Genomic DNA, 25,270 nt, shown 5'->3' on the forward strand with positions numbered 1-25,270 from the left:
TGAGTACTTTATTTCTTTGATTAACCAGACATCAGTCCGGCAACCCATCCACAAGCACCCACGCTTATCGACTGTATTTTTTGTTAAAGATCATTCAGTTACAGCAGCTAAACTATCTTCCGTTCCGCTGTGTCGCTGCGAGAGAGGCCGAACTATACTCACTCACCCACTGGCCGTCAACTACTCATTGCAGATTTTTGAAAGAAAATTCATAACACGCTGTTTTTACACAATTGAAAATTCGTATGCATCGCCGCGTCATTCAACTCCAGGCACGGTATTTTTTGTGGCGCGGATGAATCCCCAATCAACTTTCGAGCAGCCGCACCAAAGCAAGGCAGCAGCGGAGGCCTATAGCGGTGATAGAATCAGTGTTGCCTTACATAATCAGAATTCATTACAGAGGACAACACCATGGCCGCTAGCGAAGCACTCTGGTCACCGACACCCAAGCAGATTGAGCAATCCAATATCCAGCGCTTCATCAAACATGTCAACAAGTCACGCTCATTGAAGCTTGATGGCTATCAAGCCCTCTATGATTGGTCAATTGAGCAAATTGAAGCATTTTGGGCGGAGCTGTGGGATTTCTGTGATGTCAAAGCCAGCAAACGCTGGGAAATCACTCTGAAAAATGAAGGCCGGATGCCTGGTGCAGAGTGGTTTGTCGGCGCACGTCTGAATTTTGCCGAAAACTTGCTGCGTTACCGCGACCATCGAGCAGCTTTGCTTTTTCGGGGCGAAGACAAGCTGCAAGCCGAGTACAGTTTTTCTGAGTTGCACGGAGAGGTAGCCAAGGTTGCCCATGCACTGAAACAATTAGGAATCAAGCCGGGGGATCGCGTTGCTGGCTTTCTGCCTAATTTGCCACAAACCGTCATCGCGATGTTGGCAGCGACCAGCCTGGGAGCCATCTGGTCATCATGCTCACCAGATTTTGGCGCAGAAGCGGTCATTGATCGCTTCGGACAGATCGAACCTAAGGTGCTGTTTGCCGTAGATGGCTACTTCTATGCAGGCAAAACTATTTCCACCTTGGATCGGGTTGCTGAGATTGCCGACAGGCTGCCGAGCCTTGACAGGTTGGTAGTGGTGCCATATCTAGACCCCACGCCAGACTTGGAAGATCTACCCAATGCAATCAATTGGCTTGATTTTGCGGACAATAACGCAAAGGACATCCATTTCGAACAGCTTCCGTTCGACCATCCGCTTTATATTATGTATTCGAGCGGCACCACTGGTGCGCCAAAATGCATTGTCCATTCCGCTGGTGGCACGCTACTGCAACACCTGAAGGAACACGTCTTACACGGTGATCTGACTCGCCAGGATCGCCTGTTCTACTTCACCACCTGCGGATGGATGATGTGGAATTGGCAAGTTTCCGCACTGGCCGTTGGCGCGACCATTGCACTTTATGATGGCTCACCCTTCCACCCCAACGCAAATGTGCTTTGGGACTATGCAGAAGACGAATGCTTCACTGTTTTTGGCACAAGTGCAAAATATCTATCAGCCCTGGAAAAGGCTGGCGGGCAGCCAGCCAAGACACATGAAATCGATGATCTGAAGGTTGTGCTCTCCACCGGGTCACCTTTACTGCCAGAAAGCTTCAATTACGTCTATCGCGCCATCAAATCAGATATCCGCTTAAGCTCCATTTCCGGGGGAACAGATATCATCTCCTGCTTTGCCCTGGGCAACCCGGTACTGCCCGTATACCGTGGGGAATTGCAATGTCGGGGGCTTGGCATGGCCGTCGCCATCTTCAATGACGATGGCAAACCAATTCAAGGAGAAAAAGGGGAGTTAGTCTGCACCAAGCCTTTCCCATCCATGCCCATCGGCTTCTGGAATGATGCGGACGGCAGCAAGTATCGAAGCGCCTACTTTGAGCGCTTTACCAACACATGGTGCCATGGTGATTATGCAGAGCTAACTTCGCACAATGGAATCATCATCCACGGGCGATCAGATACCGTACTCAACCCAGGCGGAGTACGCATTGGCACCGCCGAAATCTACCGTCAGGTTGAAACCTTTCCGGAAATCATGGAATCGATGGCAGTCGGCCAGGAATGGGAAGGAGATGTGCGGGTGATTCTATTTGTGCGCATGCAGCCCAAACAGTCACTCAGACAAGAACTGATTGAGCGCATCAAATCAAGGATTCGCGAAGGCACCAGCCCACGCCATGTTCCGGCCAAAATCATCGAGATTGCCGACATCCCGCGCACCATCAATGGCAAGATTGTCGAGCTCGCCGTTCGCAACGTCATTCACGGGCTGCCCGTGAAGAATAAAGACGCTTTGGCCAACCCAGAAGCACTGGCTCTTTTTGAAAAATTAGCTGATCTACAAAGCTGATCATACAAGCCAGCGCACCCGCTTGGCTTGTTCAGATGACTCATGCCTTATGGCATTCACCCCAAACCAAACGACGACCTGCCCGAGGCGGGCAGCTGAGAATCTCAGCTTGATCAAAAAAACAAAAACGCCGGATTGATCCGGCGTTTTATATTTGGTGGGCCCTCCGGGACTCGAACCCGGGACCAAAGGATTATGAGTCCTCTGCTCTAACCGACTGAGCTAAAGGCCCGAAGCCCGCCATTATAGCAGGTTTTGCGGCAAATCCAAGCCGGATACGCCGCACAGGCCAAATTACTGCGAGCTCTCATTGTTATCCAAGAAACTCTTCAAGCGCTCGGAACGGGTTGGGTGGCGCAACTTCCGTAAGGCTTTGGCTTCGATCTGTCGAATTCGCTCACGCGTCACATCAAACTGCTTACCCACTTCCTCCAAGGTATGATCGGTATTCATTTCAATACCGAAACGCATGCGGAGAACTTTGGCCTCGCGTGGGGTGAGCGTATCCAAGACCTCTTTCGTCGCCTCGCGCAAGCCTGCGTAGACTGCCGCATCGCTCGGCGCCAACGTCACCGCATCCTCGATGAAATCGCCCAGGTGTGAATCATCATCATCACCAATTGGCGTCTCCATCGAAATGGGCTCCTTGGAGATTTTCATGATCTTACGGATCTTCTCCTCTGGCATTTCCATCTTGACCGCCAACAAGGCCGGATCGGGCTCCAAACCCGTTTCCTGCAGAATCTGCCGGGAAATACGGTTCATCTTGTTGATCGTTTCGATCATATGCACCGGAATACGGATGGTGCGGGCCTGATCCGCAATTGAGCGGGTGATCGCCTGCCTGATCCACCAGGTCGCATAGGTCGAGAATTTATAACCACGGCGATATTCGAACTTATCCACCGCTTTCATCAGGCCGATATTGCCCTCTTGGATCAAGTCCAGGAACTGCAGACCCCGGTTGGTATACTTCTTGGCAATGGAGATCACCAGTCGCAAGTTGGCCTCGATCATCTCACGCTTGGCGCGACGGGCACGGGCCTCACCCGTGGACATCTGACGATTGATTTCCTTGAGGTCTTTGATCGGGATCATCGCCTGCTCTTGAATCACAGCCAGTTTCTTCTGCGCCTCAAAAATGGCGTGTTTCTGCCGCTCGATTGATTCGCTATAGGGCTTGGCCAAGCCGATTTGATCCAATACCCAGTCGTGATCGACCTCATGCCCAGGAAAGCTCTTGATGAACATTTCTCTCGGCATGCCAGCTCGATTCACACAGATCTCCATGATTTCGCGCTCGAAACCACGAATTTCCTCAACCTGCCTGCGTAGCGCGTCGCACATGGCCTCAATCTGCTTGACCGTGAAGCGGATATTCAGCAGCTCAGCGGAAATAGCCACCTGAGCTTCGGTATACTGCTTACTGGCCGGGCCGGACTTCTGTAGCGCCTTGATCATCTTGTCATACAGCGGGCGAATGATCGCAAACTTGGCGAGCATATCGGCCTTCAGCTGTTCAAGGTTGGCGCTCATGGCGCCGCCGCCACCGCCCTCCTCGTCTTCCTCTTCTTCTTCGCCCGCGACCAGTTCTTCCTCTTCGCTAGGCTCTTTGAATTCCGCTTCTTCTTCCTCGACAGCATTCGGATCGACAATACCATCGATGAATTCGTCAACCCGCAGCTCATCCTTTTCCACTGCATCCGCCAAGCGCAGCATCTCGGCAATGGTCATCGGGCAGGCAGAGATCGCCTGAATCATGTGCTTCAGGCCCTCCTCAATGCGCTTGGCGATTTCGATTTCGCCTTCACGCGTCAGGAGCTCAACCGTCCCCATTTCCCGCATGTACATCCGGACAGGGTCGGTGGTTCGGCCAAATTCAGAATCGACAGTAGAAAGCGCAGCTTCGGCCTCTTCCACCGCATCATCATCAGCAACAGGCGGCGTTGCGTCCGACATCAACAGTTGTTCGGCATCGGGCGCTTCGTCATACACCTGAATGCCCATATCTGCGATCATACTGATGATGCCTTCGATCTGCTCGGCATCCAGCATGTCTTCTGGCAGATGGTCATTGATTTCGGCAAAGGTCAGGTAACCACGCTCTTTGCCCAGCACAATCAATGTCTTGAGGCGCGCACGACGTGCCTCGGCGTCAGCCGGCGACATCGGGCGACCACTCGGGGTGCTTTCCTTCTCGGGCTGAGGGATGTCAGGCTTGTCGAATTCTTGATCTGCCGCCATAGGTTCCGTTCCTGATTTCCAAACTGAAAAAGCTGTTGATTATACCCAAGTTATAGACCGATTTGTTAGCCATTGATTCAATGTACGCCAATATTTCAGCCCAACTTTGACAAAACATGTATCGATTTGCATCGATTACCGCTCTTTGCATGATGGGAAATACACGTTCATGCATCTCCACCACAGATTCACACCCTCCACCGACTCGATTTCAAGGCGGAATCAGGGGCAAAGCACCTCTCTTAATCAAGGTGGATGCAGAGGAGGACAGTCCACCGCACCCAACGGTGATCGGCTCGATCTCGTCAATGCGTGAAAGCTTATAGCGGAACAGTGACCCGCACCTACTCGCCTCAGTCGCTTGCAGGTTGCGATTTTGCCAAAGCAAGTTGTCGCAACAATTCTTTCTCTTCTTCGGACAGGCTGCTAGGCGAGAAATTCTTGTCGGTCATGACATGCGTCATCTGGCCACGCCATTGCTGCTTGGACACATACTCTATCAATCTGGTGACGGCATCGTTCAATTCAACCCACGCCTCTTCATCAGAAAACTCTTCATGCTCCTCCATAGCCGTGCTCAGCACCCGCCGAAGCACCCCTTCATGTTCGGACTCGCGAAAGCATTCCAAGACCTGTGCGGCAGTGGCCAGCCCTGGGTGTTCAATCAAATATTCATAAAGCGCATATAGCGCAGCCATCTCCGGATGCTCACCCGCCCATGCAGGCAGAGCAATATGCTGCGCCCATCCGGGCGCGCGCAAAAACCATTCAATGACTTTACGCTCGATTGAAGGCGCTTGCCGCCGCCCAGTGCGAAATGGCACAGGTTTGGATCTGGACTTGCCATAGCGGGACTGCGCAACGCGGATACCCAACAGACGATCGAGCTCATCGGATTCGATCCCCAGTATTTCCGCAAGCCGCTTTCTCAGCATCAAACTGAGCGCCTGCGCCGGAATCTGGGTGATCAACGGTTGAGCAAGTTTGATCATCCTTGCCCGACCCTCATCAGTCTGCAAGTCCACTTTTGCGGACAGCTCGCGCAGCATGAATGCCGTCAGGGGCAGCGCATCCCTGGCCATCACGTCTTCGAATGCCTCTTTGCCAAAATGCCTGACATAGCTATCTGGGTCTTCATCTTCCGGCAAAAACAGGAAATCCAGGCGCTTATCATCCTGCAGTTGGGGAAGCGCGTTTTCCAAAGCACGCCAGGCCGCTTTTCGCCCCGCCTTATCGCCGTCAAAACAGAACACCAGGTGATCGGTATGCCGCATCAGCTTTTGCAGGTGAATGGCTGTCGTAGCCGTCCCCAAGGTTGCTACTGCATAGCCAACACCATATTGGGCAAGGGATACCACATCCATATACCCCTCGACCACCAGCACCTTGCCAGCATCACGGATGGCCTGTCGGGCCTGATACAAGCCGTAAAGCTCTCGCCCCTTTTCAAACAACACGGTTTCTGGGGAGTTCAGATATTTGGGCTCCCCCTTATCCATCACCCGACCACCAAAGCCGATGATGGCCCCACGCTGATTCACAATTGGGAACATCACCCGATCATTGAAGAAATCGTAGCGGCGGCCATCTTTTTCCTTCACCAGACCTGACTCGATCAAAGCCGGGTTGGTGTCATAATCTGTAAACGCACCCTTCAATCCGCTCCAGCCATCTGGCGCAAAGCCCAAGCCAAAGCGCGCTGCGATTTCGCCCGACACACCACGCCTTTTCAAGTACTGGATTGCATGCGGTGCTTGCTTCAGCTGATTGCGGTAGTAGATGCAAGCCGCCCGCATCACGCCCGGCAAATCCAGCGCCTCTACTTCAGCACGCTTCTGTGCCGCTTGACGCGCCTCCGGCGTCCGCTCTTCTGCTGGAACCTGCATCCCCACCGACTGCGCCAATTCGGTGACCGCCTCAATAAAGTTGAGGCCCGCGTGCTCCATGACAAATGTGATGACCGTGCCATTTGCACCACAGCCAAAGCAGTGATAGAACTGCTTGACCGGGCTGACATAGAAGGAAGGTGTTTTTTCGTTATGAAAAGGACAGCAGGCTTTGTATTCGCTGCCAGATTTTTTGAGCGGGACGTAACGATCCACCACGTCGACAATGTCAACACGGTTGAGCAAATCCTGAATAAAACTATCGGGGATACGAGACACGTCAAGCCACACAGGTAAAGACAAGAAAATTGCGCAGCCATTATGCTGCGCAATTCATGGGCCAACTATGACACCGCTTGCCGAGCACCGCCACAGGCACCCTAAGCGACCCATACCATCTCATGACATGGGTCAGGCTCTATCACTAACAGCCGGAAAGGATATGAGCGAGCCGGGCCGAACCACCATCAGCCAGCCAGCTTGACCTTGACCAATTGCGACACCTTGGTCATATCCGCACGGCCCGCCAACTTGGGTTTCAACACCCCCATCAGCTTACCCATATCCTGCGGCCCGGCAGCGCCAACCTGCGCAATGGCGGAAACCACTTCAGCCTCGATCTCTACATCGGATAACTGCGTTGGCATGTAGGCTTGCAACACTGTCATTTCGAATTTCTCATTATCTGCCAGGTCCTGACGGCCAGCAGCTTCATACTGAGTGATCGAGTCCCGGCGTTGTTTGAGCATCTTGTCAATGATGGCAACAATATGCTCATCTGTCAGCTCGACGCGCTCATCGACCTCTTTTTGCTTCATCGCCGCAGTCAACAGACGAATAGCAGAGAGACGTTGGGCATTTTTTTCCCGCATCGCGTTCTTCATGTCATCTTGAATGCGTTGCTTCAAACTCATCGGTTTTCTCTCCATTTCCTAAAAACGAAAAAGGCCGCTAACAACTAGCGGCCTTTCCTGTGCCTTCAAGCGGCTGATCAGTACAGCTTCGGCGGCAGTTGTTGGCTGCGCAGGCGCTTGTAATGACGCTTGACGGCCGCAGCAAGTTTGCGCTTACGTTCAGCGGTCGGCTTCTCGTAGAACTCACGAGCACGCAACTCGGTCAACAGACCGGTTTTCTCGACAGTACGCTTGAAACGACGCAGAGCCACTTCGAAAGGCTCGTTTTCCTTGACGCGGACGCTAGGCATTGATATCGACCTCAATTCTAAAGGTATGGTTAATCGGGGGTAAAACGGCATTATGCCAGCTTGCTCAAGCTTTTCAAAGCAAAACTTGCGCGCCATTGCAAGCTCATCCAGAAAGTGTTGTTTGTGCGCCATGCGCTCAGCACGGTAAAATCGACGGTTAGCCATGACACAGTGAATTGGATGACAGCATGTTGGTTTTGGGTATTGAGACTTCTTGTGATGAGAGCGGCGTTGCGTTATATGACTCAGAGCAAGGGTTGCTCGCACATCAGTTACACACCCAGATGGCCATGCATGCCGAATATGGCGGCGTCGTACCTGAGTTGGCATCACGCGACCACATCCGTCGAATCCTTCCACTAACCGAGGCCTGCCTGAAGTCTGCAGGAAAGACACTGCGGGACATCGATGCCATTGCCTACACCGAAGGCCCAGGACTGGCGGGGGCTTTGCTGGTTGGGGCCAGTGTCGCCAACGCCCTGGCTTTTGCACTCGACAAACCTGTTATTGGCATTCATCACCTGGAAGGTCATTTGTTATCCCCCTTGCTCGCCACGCCTGCGCCGACATTTCCATTCATTGCTCTATTGGTTTCTGGCGGCCACAGCCAACTGATGGAGGTCACCGGGGTAGGCCAATACACACTGCTTGGCGAAACATTGGATGACGCGGCGGGTGAGGCTTTTGATAAAACAGCCAAGCTGCTGGGCTTGGGCTACCCTGGCGGTCCAGCTCTGTCCAGATTGGCGGAGCAAGGCAATCCAAAGCGGTTTTCACTGCCACGCCCCATGTTGCACTCTCCTGACCTGGATTTCAGCTTCTCAGGTCTGAAAACGGCTGTATTGACATTGGTACGCGAACAGAAACAGCTGGATGACTCAACGCGAGCAGATATCTGCGCCGCCTTCCAGGAGGCGATGGTGGAAGTGCTGGTTGCCAAATCACTGAAGGCGCTGAAGCAAACTGGGCACCGCCAGCTGGTCATCGCCGGTGGTGTAGGTGCAAACAAGCAACTGCGACAGCACCTGGATGCCGCTGCCAGCAGGAAAAGGTTCTCCGTGTTCTATCCACCATTGGAATTTTGTACCGACAATGGTGCCATGATCGCCTTTGCTGGCGCGCTACGGCTGAGCCAGGCGCAGAGAGGATCGGGAAGCTTTGGCGTCCGGCCCCGGTGGGATCTTGGCAGCCTGTGCGCTGTCGATCCAACCTGAATACAGGCTACCGATACACAGCCATCTGGGCTGGCCAGCACACATCTGCCGGTGCGCCGACATTGGTGGCTGGTTGATTCCTACATGGGCCTCACACCGGCGCCTCGGCGCAGGCTGGGAGAAGCTGCTATTCAGCCGTGCCACCCAGCCATATCGAGTGGAAGCTGATCACTCAGCCACGCGTGTTCATCATACATTCTGGCAGTCGGGGTTCTTCCCGGTGATCCCTTTGTAAAATGCCTGAATCTCCGCCATATCCTTTTCAATATTGCCAGTTGGATAAAAAACCGGCCCAAATCCGCCTATTTTTTTCTTGAAATCCAGAAAGGCCAAGACAATCGGTACCTGCGCCCCGACTGCGATATGGTAGAAGCCGGTTTTCCAGTATCGCACCTTGCTACGGGTACCTTCTGGTGGGATGGTAATGACCAAGCGTTCAGACTGGTTATATACATCCACAATCTGCTGAACCAAGTTATTGGATTTAGAACGATCCACCGCGATGCCGCCCAGCCAACGCATGATCGGCCCCATTGGCCCGCGGAACAGGCTGCTCTTGCCCATCCAATAGATCTTGGCACGTGCAGCAAAGCAAATCCCCAGCGTCACCGGAAAATCCCAATTACTGGTGTGTGGCGCGGCAATCATCACGTATTTGGGCAAAGCCGGAAACGAACCTTCAAGGCGCCAACCCGTCATCTTGAGCATGATGATGGAGATCCAGGCAAATACCGAGCGGACAATAGGGGTATCGAAAATGGTGTAATGCATATCAATGAGTTGGTGGTTAATGAGGTGCAGGCAATCGCCATGCCTGCGGAGAGTTGCCTTCGGCATTTGCAACCATGTACTTCAGTCTACAAATCAGCCCAAGGAAAACATCGGAGGGAAATCAAGGCGTTGGACTATAACCGAAAAACCCTTGCCGGTAAATGCTTGTCTTGTAACCTTCATCATAGGAAATCGGCGCCCTCCATAACAAGAAAATGGTTCGCACTTTTCAAATCATGGATTGCATGGGATAAACGGATTGCAAGCTACAAATCCACACCACCGCACACCAACTGGCAATTCACCGAGACAGGGCTATATCCATCAGCCGGCTTGACCTTGTATCGGGCAGCGGTGGATTACTGGCAGCGCGATAAGTGAACACCAGTGAATATTTGACTTGTTGGGTTTGATTACGACCAGCAGCGTGAAACAGATTGCTGTGGAATAACAGTAGATCCCCCCGCTTCAGCTCAACAGGTACAACTGTTTTCAGCAAACGATCTGACGCAGGGTGGTCGATACGCAGGAATAGACGCTCATCCAGCTGATCGGTGGCAAGCTGTAATTGATGTGAGCCCGGCATCACCAGCAAACACCCGTTTTGCTCTCGTTCATCCCCCAGTGCCAGCCACGCGGAAATCAACTCCGGCCTGGGGTAATGCCAGTAGCGAATATCTCGATGCCAGCCCGTTTCACTGCTGAAACGCGGCTGTTTGGTCATCATGCAGTTATGGTGCGCCTGAACCAGCAGCGCATCTGTGCCGAGCAATTGCCGGATCGGCTCTGCCACCACTTCGCCTATGGCCCACTCTGCAAAAAGGTGATGCCGCTGATATGCCTGCAATAGGCGTCGGGCGGTTCTCCCACCCTCAACGTCCAATGAAGCGGGTGCACCCGGATAATGCGTCTCTGCTTCAAATTCGATGGGCATCACTTCTTGCGCCAACTCAGATTTGGCCAGCTCGACCATGGCCTGACATATCGCTGGTGACGCAGCCGCGTTCAGCACCAAGTAACCTTGTGTTGTGAATTCACTCAACTGCTGCGTAGTCAGCATCTCCAGCGCGCTCCCGTACATCGTTGTTTTTTGTTTCAGACTTGGTGAGGCATTTCAGTGAATCCCGTCCCACCTCACCGACAAGACCCTGGGTCATTTCAAACAAGTGGATCTTAGGCCGTTGTTTGATTTGGCGTGCCCACTCCAAATTCATGAAGCCCGTATAGTGAGCGACGCTCAATCGCGCCGCCTCAGATAACGTGCATCATCAAAAGTAACAGTCCACTGTGGGTAGTAAACCACGATCAAAGTCATCGCAATGCCAGTCGTAAATGCCTCTGCCCACCCCAACAAAACAAAATACAACATCGTTTCGCCAAAACGAAGGCCTGACGGCTCAATACCCAGCACTTGATACAAAGATGCTGTCACCAACCCGACCATCAACATGGACAATGCCGCACCGACAAAGGCATTGATGAAGATATACACGAAATAGTGAGCAGGGAGCCGCTGGCTGAATACAAGGAGCAGCTGACTGATGCAGACTGGCAGAACTGCCAATAGCAGCCAATGCAGACCCAAACAACCCCAATCCAACACACCCAAAGCACCCAGCGCCAAGATCACGATCAGCAATCCCAGCATCGCGAACCATGGGCCAACCATCAAAGTCAGGGCAGTGGCGCCCAGCAAATGCAGCGATAAGCCATCTTGTATGACAGCGCGAAGCACCCAAAGCATGGCCACTATGATACTACCCCCGAGCCAGGCATTGACTTTGGCACCCTCTCCCAGCACCCCCCAGGGCGCGGATCGATACGCTTTGACCAATACTGCGATTGCCAGCAGATTGATCAGCATCAAGTAGTCTGAGTGGAATGACAGGGCAGAGAAATGCATGGATTGATAGCGGATAAGATGGCAGAGATTACCATATTCAGGCGCTGATCGATTCCAGTCGCCTATCGTGGAAGTAAAAAAAACGGCATGGAAACCATGCCGTTTTTTCGCCAGACAGGCCGCAGATTGATCAATGTATCTTCATACCTTGACCAAACCGACACTCATTAAGATTCAGAGTCGACGCGCTCACGCAATTCTTTGCCTGCTTTAAAGTGAGGTACATATTTTTCAGGTACCTGAACCTTATCACCAGACTTGGGATTGCGGCCAACACGTGGCGGGCGGTAGTTCAAATCGAAACTACCAAAACCACGAATCTCGATACGCTGTCCACTAGCCAGCCCGGTCGCCATTGCATCAAGAATAGCCTTCACAGCCAATTCTGCATCTTTGACAACCAATTGTGGGTAGCGAGCAGCCAGTCTCGCAATCAGCTCCGACTTCGTCATGTTGCCTCTTACTCTGCAGACTTGTTGTCCAACTTAGCCTTCAACAACGCGCCCAGGTTGGTTGTACCTGCGCTGGCATCAGATTGAATGGAGCGCATCGCTTCATTCTCGTCGGCCATGTCCTTCGCTTTGATGGACAGGTTGATGCTACGATTCTTGCGATCGATGTTGATGATCATGGCTTCAACTTCGTCGCCTTCCTTCAACATGGCAGCAATGTTTTCAACGCGGTCACGAGAAACCTCTGTTGCGCGCAGGTAGCCCTCAACATCATCAGCCAGCAATACGGTTGCGCCCTTGGCATCGATTGCCTTCACTGTACCCTTGACGATGCTGTTCTTATCGTGAGTGGACACGTAGTTGCTGAACGGATCCCCTTCCAGCTGCTTGATGCCCATGGAAATACGCTCACGTTCGGTGTCGATCGACAAGACGACCGCCTCAACTTCATCGCCCTTCTTGTAGTTGCGAACAGCATCTTCGCCAGCCACATTCCAGGACAGGTCGGACAAGTGCACCAGACCATCGATACCGCCAGGCAGGCCGATGAACACGCCAAAGTCAGTGATCGACTTGATTGTGCCGCGCAGCTTGTCACCCTTCTTGAAGTTCTGGCTGAACTCTTCCCAAGGATTGGCTTGGCATTGCTTCATGCCCAGGCTGATACGACGACGATCTTCATCAATTTCGAGGATCATCACTTCGACCTCATCACCCAGTGCAACCACCTTCGATGGGTGGACGTTCTTGTTGGTCCAGTCCATTTCGGAAACGTGAACCAGACCTTCGATGCCTTGTTCGATTTCCACGAACGCACCGTAATCGGTCAGGTTGGTCACCTTGCCGAACAGGCGGGTGCCTTGCGGGTAGCGACGTGACAGACCCACCCACGGATCTTCGCCCAGCTGCTTCATGCCCAGGGATACACGGTTCTTCTCTTGATCGAACTTCAGAACCTTCGCTTCCACCTCATCACCCACAGCCAACACTTCGCTTGGGTGCTTGACACGACGCCAAGCCAGATCGGTAATGTGCAGCAGGCCATCGATGCCACCCAGGTCAACGAATGCACCGTAATCGGTGATGTTCTTGACGATACCCTTGACGACAGCGCCTTCTTGCAGTGTTTCCAGCAGTTTCTGACGCTCTTCGCCCAGGCTGGCTTCGAGCACAGCGCGGCGAGATACCACCACGTTGTTGCGCTTACGATCCAGTTTGATGACTTTGAATTCGATGGACTTGCCTTCGAACGGAGAAGTATCTTTGATCGGACGGACATCGACCAGCGAACCAGGCAGGAACGCGCGGATGCTGTTGACCATAACAGTCAAACCACCCTTGACCTTGCCATTGATCACGCCGGACAGCACGGTACCCTTCTCCAATGCTTCTTCCAGCTCAATCCAGGCAGCCAGACGCTTCGCTTTGTCGCGAGACAGCTTGGTTTCACCGTAGCCGTTTTCGAGGGTATCGATGGCAACAGTAACAAAGTCGCCGATTTTGATTTCGATCTCGCCGCGATCATTGCGGAATTCTTCGACCGGAATCAGGGACTCGGATTTGAGGCCTGCATTGACGGTAACGAAGTTCTGATCGACGCCAACCACCTCAGCGGTGATTACCTCGCCGGAACGCATTTCCTGACGCGTGAGGCTTTCTTCGAAGAGGGCGGCAAAACTTTCCATGGAAGCGGTAGTCATTGGATAAAGACCTTAGTGTGCTTAAGGCAGCACGGTAAGTTAATAAAACCGAACGGCCGGCTGAACAGCCCGGCCGTGTCGACCCTAATATTTTCGGGATGATTTACGGATTGCGGTGATGGAGGGCGAGTACCTGATTGACTGCTTCATCAATGCCAAGCTCGGTCGTATCGAGCAATGCAGCATCCGTAGACTGTTGCAAGGGAGCTACGGTGCGCGCCGAATCTCGCGCATCACGGTCGCGAATATCCTGCAAAATCCTGTCGAATATAGCATTATCCGCCTGTTCCAGCAAGCCTTTTTCCAATAATTGGCGATATCTCCGTTGAGCACGGATTTCCGCTGTCGCAGTCAGGTAGATTTTGGTTTTCGCATCAGTGAACACCACCGAGGCCATATCACGGCCATCAGCAACCAAACCAGGTGCTTGCCGGAAAGCGCGCTGGCGATCCAGCAGTGCTGCTCGCAATGCCGGCAAGGTTGCGATGGCGGAAGCCGCGTTGCCGGTTTCTTCTGCACGCACAGCATCATCGACAGTTTCACCATCGAGATAGATATGGTTGTGCGCGAAACTTATGTCGAGGTGACGCGCCAGCTTGGCCAACGCCGGCTCATCGGTCAGCGCCACGCCTTTCTGGATTGCAGCCAGTGCCGCCAGCCGATAGATGGCCCCACTGTCCAGATAGTGCCAACCCAGACGTTGGGCTACCCGCTGGGCCACTGTGCCTTTACCCGAGGCAGACGGGCCATCAATTGCGATGACCGGTACGGTATTCAATTACAGTCCTTCCTATTCGATCCTATTTCGAACTACCCCTGCAGCCCGATCCAAACACATCTATCGGCCAACAGATCAACCGGCTATGATACCGGTTTTCGCATGCCAATAGCCTTTTATCAAGACTGACATTATCAATGGAAACCCTACTGCTGCACCCGATTTCGCGAATTCAAGGATCTGTCGAACTGCCCGGCTCCAAAAGTATTTCCAATCGTACCCTGCTGCTTGCGGCACTGGCCGAGGGTCGTACCGAAGTGAAGGGCCTGCTGGATTCAGATGACGTACAACGTATGCTAGAGGCATTGACCACGCTGGGCATTCAATGGGAGCAACGCCCTGGAACACGTGATTTTGTTGTGCATGGCGCGGCAGGCCGGATTCCCGTCAATGAGGCCAAATTGTTCCTGGGCAATGCCGGCACTGCATTTCGCCCGTTGACTGCGGCACTGGCGCTGGCTGGTGGGCACTATGAGCTGTCTGGCGTTCCCCGCATGCATGAGCGACCCATTGGGGACTTGGTCGATGCGCTTCGACAGCTGGGTGGGCAGATCGATTACCTGGGTAATGATGGCTTTCCCCCGCTGGCCATCCACCCTGCCAAGGTCGGTGATCCAGTGGATGTGTCGGTGAAGGGCAATGTCTCCAGTCAATTTCTGACTGCTTTGTTGATGGCGTTGCCTTTGCTGGGTAAAGCAGCCACCGTCCGGGTGGTGGGGGAACTGATTTCGAAACCGTATATCGAAATCACCTTGAATCTGATGCGCCGCTTTGGGGTTGAGGTGACACGCCAGGATTGGGCGAGCTTTCATATTGCTGGCAATCAACGCTATGCCTCGCCCGGCACGGTGCATGTCGAGGGGGATGCAAGCTCCGCATCGTATTTCCTGGCAGCAGGTGCCATTGGCCGTGGCCCGGTTCGCGTGCTGGGGGTGGGTAACGACAGCATCCAAGGTGATGTGAAATTTGCAGACACGCTGGCCTTGATGGGCGCCACCATCACCAAAGGGGACAATTGGATCGAAGCCAGCGGCAACGGGCGGCTGCGCGCCATCGATGTGGATTTGAACCATATCCCGGATGCCGCCATGACCATTGCGGTGGCTGCGCTGTTTGCAGATGGCACGACGACGATCCGGAACATCGCCAGCTGGCGGGTCAAAGAAACCGATCGCTTGGCAGCCATGGCAACCGAGCTTCGCAAGGTGGGGGCGCAGGTCGAGGAAGGCGCGGACTATATCAGCGTCACGCCGCCTGACAGCTTGACACCCAACGCAGTCATCGATACCTATGATGATCATCGGATGGCCATGTGTTTCTCGCTGGTTGCGCTGGGCGGCATACCGGTTGTCATCAATGATCCGAAATGCGTCGGAAAAACCTTCCCGAACTATTTCTCTGTATTGGATAGTGTCAGCCTTCGCTGACCGAAGGCCCCAGAAGGGCCTTTAGGATTGTCTCTTCCTGACCGGGCCTGGCAGATGTCAGACCCGGCTCAGCCGGTCTGGTGGGACATACAGACCGCGTACCGTTTGAATTGAGCAGCAACACCATGCCTGGATATCAATGCAATACCTGTGGCGCCTACCACGCCACGCTCCCGACAAGCTATGGCGCCGTCGCACCCGATGTGTGGCTGGCGCTTCCCGAGGCCGAGCGAGAGGAACGCGCGGTGCTGTCCTCGGACCAATGCATTGTCGATGGACACTACTTCTTCATTCTCGGTCGGCTTGAAATCCCCTTGAATGGCGAAGCCGAACCCTTTTCCTGGCTGGTCTGGGTGTCATTGAGCAAAGCTGACTTTGGCAGGGCCAACGAGCTGTGGGAGACCGCAGGCCGCGAGGTCGAGCCCCCTTATGACGGCTGGCTGTGCACATCCCTGCCCTGCTACCCCAGTACCCTACGGCTGAAGGTCAAGGTGCACACCCGCCCTGTCGGGCACCGACCTTTTGTCGAATTGTTACCCTGCGATCATCCGTTGTATCTGGAACAACGTGATGGCGTTGACCTGACCAGGGTGCAAGCCCTGGCCGAAGCCTTGATGCATGCCGAAGGTGAAATGCCGTAGACCGGCGATGGTGCCCTGGCGATCTCCGTCCACGCTGTGTGGATGACCTCACGGGGCAACGCGTGCACCCACCGCACCAGGCAAGGTCAGGTTGATACGCAGCCCTGGCTGGGCATCGTCCAGCGACAGCTGCCCACCATGACTTTCCACAATGGCACGCACCAGTGTCAACCCAAGACCCGAGCCCGGCATGCTGCGGCTGTCATCCAGCCTGACAAAAGGCTGCAGCACCCGCTCACGATCCGCCTCGGGTATCCCCTCGCCATGATCGCGAACGCTGATATTGTGATGCGCCACGCTGACTTCAACGTCACCAGCGCCATAACGTAGGGCATTGTCGATCAGATTGGCCACGGCCTGGAAAATCAGATCCCGATCCACTGCGGTCCTGCCGGCCAAGGTCTGCAGCAGGATGGCACGCCCCTGCGCCTCGGCAATGGGCTCATAGAGCGAGACAGCATCGCTGACCAACTCTGCCAGATCGGTGTCCTCGAATTGCAAGGCGTAGGCACCCGCCTCCAGGCGACCCAGGCGCAATACGGCCTGAAAGACCTTCAAGATATGATCGATATCACCTTGCAACGACTCCAGCCGATCCCGCATTGGCGTCTCGCCCGCCTCGTCCGCCAATAGCTCCAGCTCGTTCCGCAGGCGGCTGATCGGGTGGCGCAGATCGTGTGCTATGGCACTGGATGTGGTCCTGGCATGTTGCATCAGGCTCTCGACCTGATCCAGCATGCGGTTCAACTGGCGTACCAGCCGTTCGATCTCATCATCGCTTCGAGTTTCGGGAATCCGCTCATTCATGTGCCCATGACGAATCCGCTCAGCGGTGGCGCTGATACGCCCCAGGCGCTGTCGCAAGCCGCTGGTAAAGGCCCAGCCACTCAATAACGACACCACCAGCGCAGAGGCCACCAGCAGCGCATAGTTTTCCCACAAATGGCGCCCCACATGCTCGAACAAGGCCCGCCGCCCCACCAACAGTCGCTGGTCGGCGTACAACAGGAACACCACGGCAACAACCGTATCGCCCGTCAACGGATCAACGAATTGCAAAGAGCTCTCATCCTGCGCCTGCGCCGTGGCGGGCCATGCAGCCAGATTGCCGGCCAGTTTCCTGCCTTTGGCATCCGTCAGCAGATACACCGCCACCGTCTCGTTGGGTGACTCGCCAGTATTGGCTTTGGCACGCGCCGTCACCACTTCGATCAAGGCTTTGTGGCCTTGTTGTTGGTAGATGGTTTCCAGCGCGGTGATCTCTTCACGCAAGGCCGCCTGGAATTCCGCAATCATCGCGTTGCGCGTCTCGCGGTAGCTCACCGACGCAAACAATGTCACACCAAGCAACAAAGTGGTCGGCAGCAGAATCACAAACCGGGTGAAAGGATTGATTCGAATCATGACCTGCCAGGGCGCAAAGGCATTATGGAGACAGCCATCGGATGCAGGAGATGGTGTCAGTGATCGGCCAACGCCAAGCGATAACCTGCGCCGCGTACCGTCTGCAGCAGGCTGGGCAGGCCCGCTTGATCGATCTTGGCGCGCAGCTTGCTGACGTGGACATCGATGACATTGGTGCCTGGGTCGAAATGGTAATCCCACACCGACTCCAGCAGCATGGTGCGGGTCACCACCTGCCCAGCATGGCGCATCAGGTACTCCAACAGCTGATATTCACGCTGTTGCAGCTCGATGACGCGACTCCCCCGCTTGACCACACGCGACAGGCGGTTCAGCTCAAGATCGGCCACCCGCAGCATGTGGCTGTCCGGCTCACCGGCAGGCGTCTGGCGACGGGTGATGGCATCCAGGCGCGCGATCAGCTCGATGGTGGAGAAAGGTTTGACCAGATAGTCATCACTACCAGCGCGTAAACCTTCCACCCGATCATCGATCTCGCCCAGCGCGGACAGGATCAAGACCGGCACGCCGATACCCGAGGCGCGCAGGGTGCGCAACACGGTCAGGCCGTCCACCTTGGGCAGCATGCGATCCAGAATGATGGCGTCGTAGGGCTCGGTCGTGGCCAGAAACAGACCCTCTTTGCCATCCTGCGCACAATCCGCAGCATGGCCTGCCTCGCGCAACGCCTTCAACACGAATTCAGCCGTGTCTGCTTGATCTTCGACCAGTAACAGCCGCATCGACTATTTGGACCCTTTCTGGTCGGCAGGGCTCTCGACGAACAAGGTGGCCATATACCCTTTTTTGGGTGTCGGGCGCTTTTTGTGCTCAGGGAAGTCCGGAAAGGCCAGCTCACGGATCAGGCACTCCTGGTCTTCAATCTGTACCCGATCCCGCCCCACCTTGATATGCCGACGATCAGCGGTGACAGTGATATGGCGGGCCCGCTCCAATGGTGGGCAGGGCGGCATCACAGCCAAGCGCCAGACCTCTTCCTTGCCCGTCCACAACAGCAGATGCTCACTGTCGATCGGTCGCCAGCCATATAGCTGCGCAGCACGGATCTGCGTCCGCTGGACGCCTTCGTCCGGGGCGGGCGGCTGGTCGGCCCAAGTCAGGCCCTGCACACTCATCATCAAGAATATCAGACGTTGTTTTACTTTCATGTACAACCATCTCGTGAACCACAAACAGGCAACAGGCTGCCAAAACCCGAGCATATGGCACAATCCTGCATGATTGTTCCAGCACTCCGATGCTTTATGCAATAGCTGATGCCGCAAGAACCGTCAATCGGGACAGCGCAGCCCAGGCGGATTCCGGACGAAAAAATGGGTGCTGGAACCCCAGACACCCAAAAAATATCGGACCTCGCTCTAGACTCCGACAGACTGAAGCCGCCACACACATAAATAGGCTGACGGCGGAATTCGATAGCTGTGCGGCCCGCTCCTCGGTGTCGCACAGCACCAACCCGGTCGCCCAAGATGGGGTTGATGGTTGGCAGTATGCCGCCGGGCAGATTGCCAAACGGTCAACGCAACATTAACAAATATTAACCATCCACCTCTTGACAGGCTGTCGCACGCACCAAAACCAAGCATCCCGCATCAGCACAACGTCATTTCATATGGCTGTCATCTGAAATCCGTTACCCTTGTATCAGCATCTTCACCACCCATCACGATAAAAATGAGCGAAATCCGCGCCAGCCGGCCTGCCGGCACACCGCTTTGGATCAGTATCGAAGCGGCATTGAATGACGATATCCTGCAAGGCCGACTTCAAGGGCGGCTGCCGAATGAGCAACAGCTGGCCGATCGTTTCCATGTCAACCGCCATACCGTCCGCCAGGCCGTGCAGTCGCTACAGGCCAAAGGCTTGGTGCGGGTCGAGCATGGGCGGGGCACTTTTGTGCAGGAGGACATGATCGACTATCGGCTGGGTCGCTCAAGCCGCTTTTCACACAGCCTGGCCCGTCAACATATGTTGGGCGATGTGGCCATCCAATCTTGCGCAACCGAGTTGGCCAGCGCCGATGTGGCTCACTTGCTTGACTTGCCGGTGGCGTCCCCGGTGCTGCGGGTGGAGTCACTGGATCTGGCCGATGACAAGGTGGTCAGCGTCTGCACACAGTATTTCCCGCTGCCTCGCTTTGAGGGTTTTGCCGACAACTACCGCACCCACACCAGCACAGCTGCGGCCTTTGCCGCCATCGGCATCGACCGTTTCTCCAGGGTATTGAGCCGGATCAGCGCCCGCCTGCCTTCCAGCCGCGTCGCCAAGGCGCTGCAACAGCCCAAGACCCAGCCGGTTCTCTATGTTGAAAGCGTTTACGCGGATGCCGATGGCGTACGCATCGAGTATGGCATCACACGATTCAATGGCCATGCGGTTCAGGTGGTGATTGAGCCGGACTGAGCGACCCTGCCCGACGATGTATATGTGATGGCCCACCCCGCCTGGGCCATCTGCTACCATTTCTATATACATCTGATTTTAAAATGAATTTAAAAGACATCTAGATGTCACAAAGCCGTCATCTTCGATCGATATACTGCCCACCATCCACTACCGATCAAGGATGACCGACATGCGCCTCTTGGCCCGCCTGTGTTCCGCTGCTGTCGCATTACTGGCCGCCGCCAGCCATGCCAACACCACGCTGACTGTATACACCGCATTGGAAGCCGATCAGATCAAGGCTTACCAACAGAAATTCGAAGAAACCTATCCGGACATCAAGCTGAAGTTTGTCCGCGAATCGACTGGCATCATCACCGCCAAGCTGCTGGCCGAAAAAGCCAACCCGCAAGCCGACGTGGTGATGGGTGTGGCAGCCTCATCGTTGCTGGTGTTGGAAAAGGAAGGCATGCTGCAAGGCTATTCGCCCAAAGATCTGGAAAAGCTCAGCAGTGGCTATGTGGATGATAGCCAGCCCCCTGCCTGGGTCGGCATGAATGTCTGGGCCAGTGCCATCTGCTTCAACACCGCTGAGGCAGCCAAGCTGGGCCTGAAAAAGCCGGAGAGCTGGCGGGATCTGCTCAAGCCTGAATACAAGGGCAAAATCGTGATGCCCAACCCGGCATCGAGCGGCACCGGTTATTTTGATGTCACTGCTTGGCTGAAGCTGTTTGGTGAAAAAGAGGGCTGGACCTATATGGACAAGCTGCATGAGAACATCGCGCAGTACACCCATTCTGGCTCCAAGCCATGCAAACAGGCTGCGGCGGGTGAGTTCCCGATCGGCATCTCTTTTGAATACCGGGCAGCCAAGCTGAAGGAAGGCGGCGCGCCGATCGATGTGATCTTCCCCAAGGAAGGGCTGGGGTGGGATGTAGAAGCCACCGCGATCATGAAAGGCAGCCGCAACATCGATGCCGCCAGGAAGTTGGCTGACTGGGCCGCGTCGCGCCCGGCCAATGAGCTATATGAGAAGAACTTTGCTGTGGTCGCCATGCCTGGCGTGGCCAAGCCCAACCCGCACATTCCCGCCAATTATGAACAACTGCTGATCAAGCAGGACCTGCGCTGGTCTGCCGGTCAACGCGACCGCATTCTGGCAGAGTGGGCCAAGCGTTACGACAGCAAATCCGAGCCCAAGAAGTAATTCAGACCTGCCCAGGCAGCATGGGGCCAGGTTCGACAGCCCGCCCCAGCTGTCCGGTCTTCATCATCCGCCGGAATTCGAATCATGTCAGACGCCAGTAGCATGACCACCACACCATCCTTTGTCTTCACCGACCTCGATGCCATCCGTACCTGCCTGATCACCCAGGGCAGCACAGCCTATGGCGGCGAAGCCATCAGCCAACTCGAACATGCCTTGCAGGCGGCCCATGCAGCGGAACAGGCGGATGCATCGCCAGAGGTGATCATCGCCGCCTTGTTGCACGACATCGGCCACCTGGTGGCAGGGCAGCAGGATGACGATCTGGCGAATGGCATCGATGACCATCATGAAGCCATCGGCGCCAATGCATTGAAGGCGTTGTTCGGCCCGGCGGTCTGGCAGCCGATTGCGCTGCATGTGGCCGCTAAGCGCTATCTGTGTGCGACCGAGCCAGGCTATCTGGCCGGGCTGTCATTGGCCTCGCAACAGTCGCTGGCACTGCAAGGCGGGCCGATGGATGACGAGGCGGCAAGCCGATTCCGCCAGCGCCCCCATGCTGAAGCGGCCATCCTGGTGCGCCGGTTCGATGATGAGGCCAAAGTGCCCAACCTGCCCACCCCCACATTGAAGCATTTCCTGGCCCTCGCCAAGCCCTTGTGCGCGGCTGATTCGATGTCATGACCCCATCCAGCCTGTTGCCACCCACCAGCCCTGTACCAAGACGCGATCCGGCACGCCCCCTGAAACATGTCAATGAAATCTGGTGATTCACCCATGAAAAATGATCTACTTGCCTGGATGAAACCTGCCCACAGCCAGGAAGCGGAAACACCACAAGCCCCGTTCCTGGCCATCGATCAGCTTTCCAAACGGTTTGGTGCGCTGACGGTGCTGGCCGGTATCGATCTGGTCGTCCACAAAGGGGAATTCGTCTGCCTGCTGGGCCCGTCCGGTTGCGGCAAGACCACGCTGCTGCGCCAGGTCGCCGGTCTGGATCGCCCCGACAGCGGGCGAATCGTCATGAATGGCCGTGATGTCACCCAGCTGCCACCTGGGCAGCGTGATTACGGAATCGTGTTCCAGTCCTATGCGCTGTTCCCGAATCTGACGGTGGCGGACAACATCGGCTATGGCCTGCAGGGGCCACGGGCCACCCGCCAGCAACGAATCCGCTCGCTGCTGTCACTGATCAATCTGGATGCCATAGCCGACCGCTACCCGGCGCAGCTATCCGGCGGCCAGCAGCAGCGCGTGGCCCTGGCCCGTGCGCTTGCCACTTCCCCCAGCCTGCTGTTGCTGGATGAACCGCTGTCAGCACTCGATGCGCAGGTTCGCCAGCACCTGCGGCAGGAAATCAAGGCCCTGCAACACACCTTGAACATCACCACCATCATGGTGACCCATGATCAGGAAGAAGCGTTGACCATGGCGGATCGTATCGTCGTCATGCATCAAGGCCGTATCGAACAGATCGGCACGCCAGCCGAGATTTATCACCAGCCCGCCACCCGCTTCGTGGCCAGCTTTGTCGGACAGGGGAATTGGCTGCACGCCCGGCCTGTCGGCAACGATCAGTTGCAGCTGGGTGAATTGACCTTGCCCCGCCCAGCGGTGCTGCCACCAATCAACGCGCAAGGGCAGATCGAGCTGTTCTGCCGCCCTGAGCATATCGTGCTGCACCCGAATTGGCCTGCCGCCGGCGTCGCGACCGCCCTTGCCGACATCCAGCGCATCGAGCTGCTGGGGCCGATCTACCGCCTGCACCTGCACGTACCGGCCTGGGGCCAACAGACGGTGCTGGCCGATATCGGGCACCAGACCTTTTTCACGCAGGCAATCGCCCGCCAGCAACGCGTCACCATCTCGCTGCCGGATGCCAGCCAACTGCTGTTCGAAAGCGAGCCACGGCCATGACCACCACGCTTTCACTGCCCGCCCCCCACAAGGCGCCGCGCTGGGATGGCGCCATGCTGGCCGCCCAAGGCACCAGCTGGCTGTGGGTCGGCTTGCTGGCGGTGGCAATCGGTCTGCCATTGGCCGCTATCCTCGGGCAGGCGTTCTTACCGCAGGATCAAGTCAGCCTGGCCGTATTCCAGTCGTTGTTCGAGCAACCTGGATTCGCCCAGGCCGCCCGCCAGAGCTTGATTGCAGCCACGGCCACCACGCTGGTGGTGATCCCGATCGCATTCGCCTTTGCAGCCTGTCTGCAGCGGGTGGCACTGCCCGGCAAAGCAGGCTTCCGCCTGGTCATGTTGCTGCCATTGCTGGCGCCATCGCTGCTGCCGGGCATCGCGCTGGTCTATCTGTTTGGTCATCAAGGCCTGCTGAAGAGCTGGTTGCCTGATGGCCAGGTCTACGGCCTGCCCGGCATCGTGCTGGGAGAGGTGTTCTACACCCTGCCCCATGCGCTGATGGTGCTGATGACCACGCTGGCCATCGGTGATCGGCGCCTGTACGAAGCGGCCACCACCCTCGGCGCGGGGCCGATCCGGCGCTTTCTGACCATCACCTTGCCCAGCGCCCGCTATGGCCTGATCTCGGCCAGCCTGCTGGTGTTCACGCTGGCCATCACCGATTTTGGCGTGCCCAAGGTAATTGGCGGGCAGTATGCGGTGCTGTCGGTCGATATCTACAAGCAGGTGGTTGGGCAACAGAATTTCCCACGTGGTGCAGCCATCGGCTTGTTGCTGTTGCTACCTGCCCTGCTGTCGTTTGTGATCGATCGGCTGGTGGCTCGCCGCCAACAGCTTGCCCTGGCCAATCGGGCCGAGCCGTTGCAAGCGATCCGCCATCCTGCACTGGTGGCCTTGGCCACGGGCTTTTGCCTGCTGGTCAGCCTGGCACTGTGCAGCATGCTGGGCACTGCCATTGGGGCGGCATTCATCAAGAGCTGGCCGTATCAGCTGACCCCGACCCTGGCGCATTTCGACTTCGACAATGTGGATGGCGAGGGCTGGCTGGCCTTCACCCAAAGCCTGACGCTGGCTGGCGTGGCCGCCGTGGTGGGCACCATGGTGGTCCTGATCGGCGCTTGGCTCACCGAGCGCCTGCCATTACCCCGCTTTGCCCGCCAGAGCATCCAGGCCCTGGCCATGTTGCCGATGGCGGTACCGGGCCTGGTGTTGGGGCTGGGGTACATCTTTTTCTTCAACGCCCCTGGCAACCCCCTGCATGGCCTGTATGGCACGCTGCCCTTGCTGGTGATCTGTACCATCGCCCATTTCTATACCACCGCCCACCTCACTGCTGTCACCAGCCTGAAGCAGCTGAATGGTGAGCTGGAAGCCGTGGCGGCATCGCTTGGCGTCAGCTGCTGGCGGACATTGTGGCGGGTCACACTACCAGCCTCTTTGCCCGCGTTGCTGGACATGGCCCGCTACTTCTTTGTATCCGCCATGACCACGGTGTCCGCCGTCGTGCTGCTGTATACCCCTGAGCACCCGCTGGCGGCCATTGCCGTGGTGCAGATGGATGACGCTGGCGATACCGCTGCCGCTGCCGCCATGGCGACCTTGATCGTGGCAGCCAACCTACTGGCCTGCCTGGTGTTCAACCTGCTGACACGCGGCGTTGCCCGCCGCTCGATGCGCTGGCGGCAGGCTGGCTGATCGATACCCATTGTTTACACAGGCCGGGCCTTGCCCGGTTTTTTTGAAAACC

At 55.9% G+C, this 25,270-nt stretch carries 23 protein-coding genes and 1 tRNA gene; 10 read left to right on the top strand and 14 right to left on the bottom strand.

The features are described from left to right. Both HNQ59_RS19500 and HNQ59_RS09085 read left to right on the top strand, forming a co-directional pair. Nucleotides 1-514, top strand: a 514-nt coding sequence (locus HNQ59_RS19500) for a hypothetical protein (protein WP_221320215.1), incomplete at its 5' end; no start/stop codon positions are given. Continuing rightward, nucleotides 415-2,370 carry an acetoacetate--CoA ligase gene (locus HNQ59_RS09085; protein WP_184038077.1) on the top strand — a complete coding sequence of 652 codons (1,956 nt, stop codon included), beginning with the start codon at nucleotides 415-417 and terminating at the stop codon, nucleotides 2,368-2,370. The genes HNQ59_RS19500 and HNQ59_RS09085, both read left to right, overlap by 100 nt. Before the next feature lie 155 nt (nucleotides 2,371-2,525). Here HNQ59_RS09085 and HNQ59_RS09090 read toward each other — a convergent pair. The 5 genes from HNQ59_RS09090 to rpsU form a co-directional block, all read right to left on the bottom strand. Next, a tRNA-Ile gene (locus HNQ59_RS09090) sits at nucleotides 2,526-2,602 on the bottom strand. 62 nt (nucleotides 2,603-2,664) lie between these two features. Continuing rightward, nucleotides 2,665-4,614, bottom strand: coding sequence for an RNA polymerase sigma factor RpoD (gene rpoD, locus HNQ59_RS09095; protein WP_184038080.1), 1,950 nt, complete (start codon nucleotides 4,612-4,614; stop codon nucleotides 2,665-2,667). A gap of 353 nt (nucleotides 4,615-4,967) precedes the next feature. Beyond that, a complete protein-coding gene (dnaG, locus tag HNQ59_RS09100; RefSeq protein ID WP_343074229.1) occupies nucleotides 4,968-6,779 on the bottom strand; it encodes a DNA primase in 1,812 nt (603 codons plus the stop codon). 188 nt (nucleotides 6,780-6,967) lie between these two features. Beyond that, a complete protein-coding gene (locus tag HNQ59_RS09105; RefSeq protein ID WP_184038083.1) occupies nucleotides 6,968-7,414 on the bottom strand; it encodes a GatB/YqeY domain-containing protein in 447 nt (148 codons plus the stop codon). A 77-nt stretch (nucleotides 7,415-7,491) separates the two neighbouring features. Next, the gene (gene rpsU, locus HNQ59_RS09110; RefSeq protein WP_184038086.1) at nucleotides 7,492-7,704 is read right to left on the bottom strand and encodes a 30S ribosomal protein S21; all 213 of its coding nucleotides are present in this window, start codon (nucleotides 7,702-7,704) and stop codon (nucleotides 7,492-7,494) included. Between the two features lie 188 nt (nucleotides 7,705-7,892). On the opposite strand from rpsU, the gene tsaD reads away from it, so the two are divergent. Continuing rightward, nucleotides 7,893-8,918, top strand: coding sequence for a tRNA (adenosine(37)-N6)-threonylcarbamoyltransferase complex transferase subunit TsaD (gene tsaD, locus HNQ59_RS09115; protein WP_184038089.1), 1,026 nt, complete (start codon nucleotides 7,893-7,895; stop codon nucleotides 8,916-8,918). Nucleotides 8,919-9,107: 189 nt separating this feature from the next. Here the strand turns inward: tsaD and HNQ59_RS09120 are convergent, their stop codons facing one another. From HNQ59_RS09120 to cmk, 6 genes are all read right to left on the bottom strand, one after another. After that, nucleotides 9,108-9,689 (bottom strand): lysophospholipid acyltransferase family protein, encoded by a 582-nt coding sequence (locus HNQ59_RS09120; protein ID WP_184038092.1) that lies wholly within the window; start codon nucleotides 9,687-9,689, stop codon nucleotides 9,108-9,110. A 301-nt stretch (nucleotides 9,690-9,990) separates the two neighbouring features. Next, nucleotides 9,991-10,749, bottom strand: a complete 759-nt coding sequence (locus HNQ59_RS09125; RefSeq protein ID WP_184038095.1) for a phytanoyl-CoA dioxygenase family protein — start codon at nucleotides 10,747-10,749, stop codon at nucleotides 9,991-9,993. 177 nt (nucleotides 10,750-10,926) lie between these two features. Then, entirely contained in the window at nucleotides 10,927-11,592 is a 666-nt protein-coding gene (locus HNQ59_RS09130) for an energy-coupling factor ABC transporter permease (protein WP_184038098.1), read from the bottom strand. Between the two features lie 167 nt (nucleotides 11,593-11,759). Next, a complete protein-coding gene (locus tag HNQ59_RS09135; RefSeq protein ID WP_184038101.1) occupies nucleotides 11,760-12,044 on the bottom strand; it encodes an integration host factor subunit beta in 285 nt (94 codons plus the stop codon). Nucleotides 12,045-12,052: 8 nt separating this feature from the next. Beyond that, complete coding sequence (gene rpsA, locus HNQ59_RS09140) at nucleotides 12,053-13,744, bottom strand: 30S ribosomal protein S1 (RefSeq protein WP_246490928.1); 1,692 nt, start codon at nucleotides 13,742-13,744, stop codon at nucleotides 12,053-12,055. 103 nt (nucleotides 13,745-13,847) lie between these two features. After that, nucleotides 13,848-14,522, bottom strand: a complete 675-nt coding sequence (gene cmk, locus HNQ59_RS09145) for a (d)CMP kinase (RefSeq protein ID WP_184038104.1) — start codon at nucleotides 14,520-14,522, stop codon at nucleotides 13,848-13,850. A gap of 137 nt (nucleotides 14,523-14,659) precedes the next feature. Here cmk and aroA point away from each other — a divergent pair, with 137 nt between their 5' ends. After that, nucleotides 14,660-15,949: a 3-phosphoshikimate 1-carboxyvinyltransferase gene (gene aroA, locus HNQ59_RS09150; RefSeq protein WP_184038107.1), complete on the top strand. Its 1,290-nt coding sequence runs from the start codon at nucleotides 14,660-14,662 to the stop codon at nucleotides 15,947-15,949. 125 nt (nucleotides 15,950-16,074) lie between these two features. Beyond that, nucleotides 16,075-16,590, top strand: a complete 516-nt coding sequence (locus tag HNQ59_RS09155) for a DUF2199 domain-containing protein (protein ID WP_184038109.1) — start codon at nucleotides 16,075-16,077, stop codon at nucleotides 16,588-16,590. Nucleotides 16,591-16,638: 48 nt separating this feature from the next. Here HNQ59_RS09155 and HNQ59_RS09160 read toward each other — a convergent pair whose 3' ends face one another. From HNQ59_RS09160 to HNQ59_RS09170, 3 genes are read right to left on the bottom strand one after another with little or no spacing between them, the layout of a single operon-like run. Continuing rightward, the gene (locus HNQ59_RS09160) at nucleotides 16,639-17,994 is read right to left on the bottom strand and encodes a HAMP domain-containing sensor histidine kinase (protein WP_184038112.1); all 1,356 of its coding nucleotides are present in this window, start codon (nucleotides 17,992-17,994) and stop codon (nucleotides 16,639-16,641) included. A gap of 56 nt (nucleotides 17,995-18,050) precedes the next feature. Continuing rightward, nucleotides 18,051-18,737, bottom strand: coding sequence for a response regulator transcription factor (locus tag HNQ59_RS09165; RefSeq protein WP_184038115.1), 687 nt, complete (start codon nucleotides 18,735-18,737; stop codon nucleotides 18,051-18,053). A 3-nt stretch (nucleotides 18,738-18,740) separates the two neighbouring features. Next, complete coding sequence (locus HNQ59_RS09170; protein ID WP_184038118.1) at nucleotides 18,741-19,163, bottom strand: DUF6491 family protein; 423 nt, start codon at nucleotides 19,161-19,163, stop codon at nucleotides 18,741-18,743. Nucleotides 19,164-19,689: 526 nt separating this feature from the next. Here HNQ59_RS09170 and phnF point away from each other — a divergent pair. From phnF to HNQ59_RS09195, 5 genes are all read left to right on the top strand, one after another. Then, entirely contained in the window at nucleotides 19,690-20,418 is a 729-nt protein-coding gene (phnF, locus tag HNQ59_RS09175) for a phosphonate metabolism transcriptional regulator PhnF (RefSeq protein ID WP_184038121.1), read from the top strand. Between the two features lie 172 nt (nucleotides 20,419-20,590). After that, nucleotides 20,591-21,607, top strand: a complete 1,017-nt coding sequence (locus HNQ59_RS09180; protein WP_425491376.1) for a putative 2-aminoethylphosphonate ABC transporter substrate-binding protein — start codon at nucleotides 20,591-20,593, stop codon at nucleotides 21,605-21,607. 84 nt (nucleotides 21,608-21,691) lie between these two features. Next, entirely contained in the window at nucleotides 21,692-22,291 is a 600-nt protein-coding gene (locus tag HNQ59_RS09185) for a phosphonate degradation HD-domain oxygenase (RefSeq protein WP_246490929.1), read from the top strand. A gap of 117 nt (nucleotides 22,292-22,408) precedes the next feature. After that, nucleotides 22,409-23,524 carry a putative 2-aminoethylphosphonate ABC transporter ATP-binding protein gene (locus HNQ59_RS09190; protein WP_184038408.1) on the top strand — a complete coding sequence of 372 codons (1,116 nt, stop codon included), beginning with the start codon at nucleotides 22,409-22,411 and terminating at the stop codon, nucleotides 23,522-23,524. Beyond that, nucleotides 23,521-25,218, top strand: a complete 1,698-nt coding sequence (locus HNQ59_RS09195; RefSeq protein WP_246490930.1) for a putative 2-aminoethylphosphonate ABC transporter permease subunit — start codon at nucleotides 23,521-23,523, stop codon at nucleotides 25,216-25,218. Before HNQ59_RS09190 ends, HNQ59_RS09195 begins: the two co-directional genes overlap by 4 nt. The last annotated feature ends 52 nt before the right edge of the window (nucleotides 25,219-25,270 follow it).

The organism is Chitinivorax tropicus (genome assembly GCF_014202905.1).
Lineage (GTDB): Bacteria > Pseudomonadota > Gammaproteobacteria > Burkholderiales > SCOH01 > Chitinivorax > Chitinivorax tropicus.

Coding starts and splice junctions, on each gene's coding strand:
- HNQ59_RS09125 (WP_184038095.1), bottom strand. CDS start 10,749: ATGCTGACTACGCAGCAGTTGAGTGAATTCACAACACAAGGTTACTTG.
- aroA (WP_184038107.1), top strand. CDS start 14,660: ATGGAAACCCTACTGCTGCACCCGATTTCGCGAATTCAAGGATCTGTC.
- HNQ59_RS09105 (WP_184038083.1), bottom strand. CDS start 7,414: ATGAGTTTGAAGCAACGCATTCAAGATGACATGAAGAACGCGATGCGG.
- HNQ59_RS09165 (WP_184038115.1), bottom strand. CDS start 18,737: ATGCGGCTGTTACTGGTCGAAGATCAAGCAGACACGGCTGAATTCGTG.
- HNQ59_RS09185 (WP_246490929.1), top strand. CDS start 21,692: ATGTCAGACGCCAGTAGCATGACCACCACACCATCCTTTGTCTTCACC.
- HNQ59_RS09120 (WP_184038092.1), bottom strand. CDS start 9,689: ATGCATTACACCATTTTCGATACCCCTATTGTCCGCTCGGTATTTGCC.
- HNQ59_RS09135 (WP_184038101.1), bottom strand. CDS start 12,044: ATGACGAAGTCGGAGCTGATTGCGAGACTGGCTGCTCGCTACCCACAA.
- HNQ59_RS09170 (WP_184038118.1), bottom strand. CDS start 19,163: ATGAAAGTAAAACAACGTCTGATATTCTTGATGATGAGTGTGCAGGGC.
- rpsU (WP_184038086.1), bottom strand. CDS start 7,704: ATGCCTAGCGTCCGCGTCAAGGAAAACGAGCCTTTCGAAGTGGCTCTG.
- HNQ59_RS09195 (WP_246490930.1), top strand. CDS start 23,521: ATGACCACCACGCTTTCACTGCCCGCCCCCCACAAGGCGCCGCGCTGG.
- tsaD (WP_184038089.1), top strand. CDS start 7,893: ATGTTGGTTTTGGGTATTGAGACTTCTTGTGATGAGAGCGGCGTTGCG.
- HNQ59_RS09180 (WP_425491376.1), top strand. CDS start 20,591: ATGCGCCTCTTGGCCCGCCTGTGTTCCGCTGCTGTCGCATTACTGGCC.
- HNQ59_RS09130 (WP_184038098.1), bottom strand. CDS start 11,592: ATGCATTTCTCTGCCCTGTCATTCCACTCAGACTACTTGATGCTGATC.
- HNQ59_RS09085 (WP_184038077.1), top strand. CDS start 415: ATGGCCGCTAGCGAAGCACTCTGGTCACCGACACCCAAGCAGATTGAG.
- phnF (WP_184038121.1), top strand. CDS start 19,690: ATGAGCGAAATCCGCGCCAGCCGGCCTGCCGGCACACCGCTTTGGATC.
- HNQ59_RS09190 (WP_184038408.1), top strand. CDS start 22,409: ATGAAACCTGCCCACAGCCAGGAAGCGGAAACACCACAAGCCCCGTTC.
- HNQ59_RS09155 (WP_184038109.1), top strand. CDS start 16,075: ATGCCTGGATATCAATGCAATACCTGTGGCGCCTACCACGCCACGCTC.
- rpoD (WP_184038080.1), bottom strand. CDS start 4,614: ATGGCGGCAGATCAAGAATTCGACAAGCCTGACATCCCTCAGCCCGAG.
- rpsA (WP_246490928.1), bottom strand. CDS start 13,744: ATGACTACCGCTTCCATGGAAAGTTTTGCCGCCCTCTTCGAAGAAAGC.
- HNQ59_RS09160 (WP_184038112.1), bottom strand. CDS start 17,994: ATGATTCGAATCAATCCTTTCACCCGGTTTGTGATTCTGCTGCCGACC.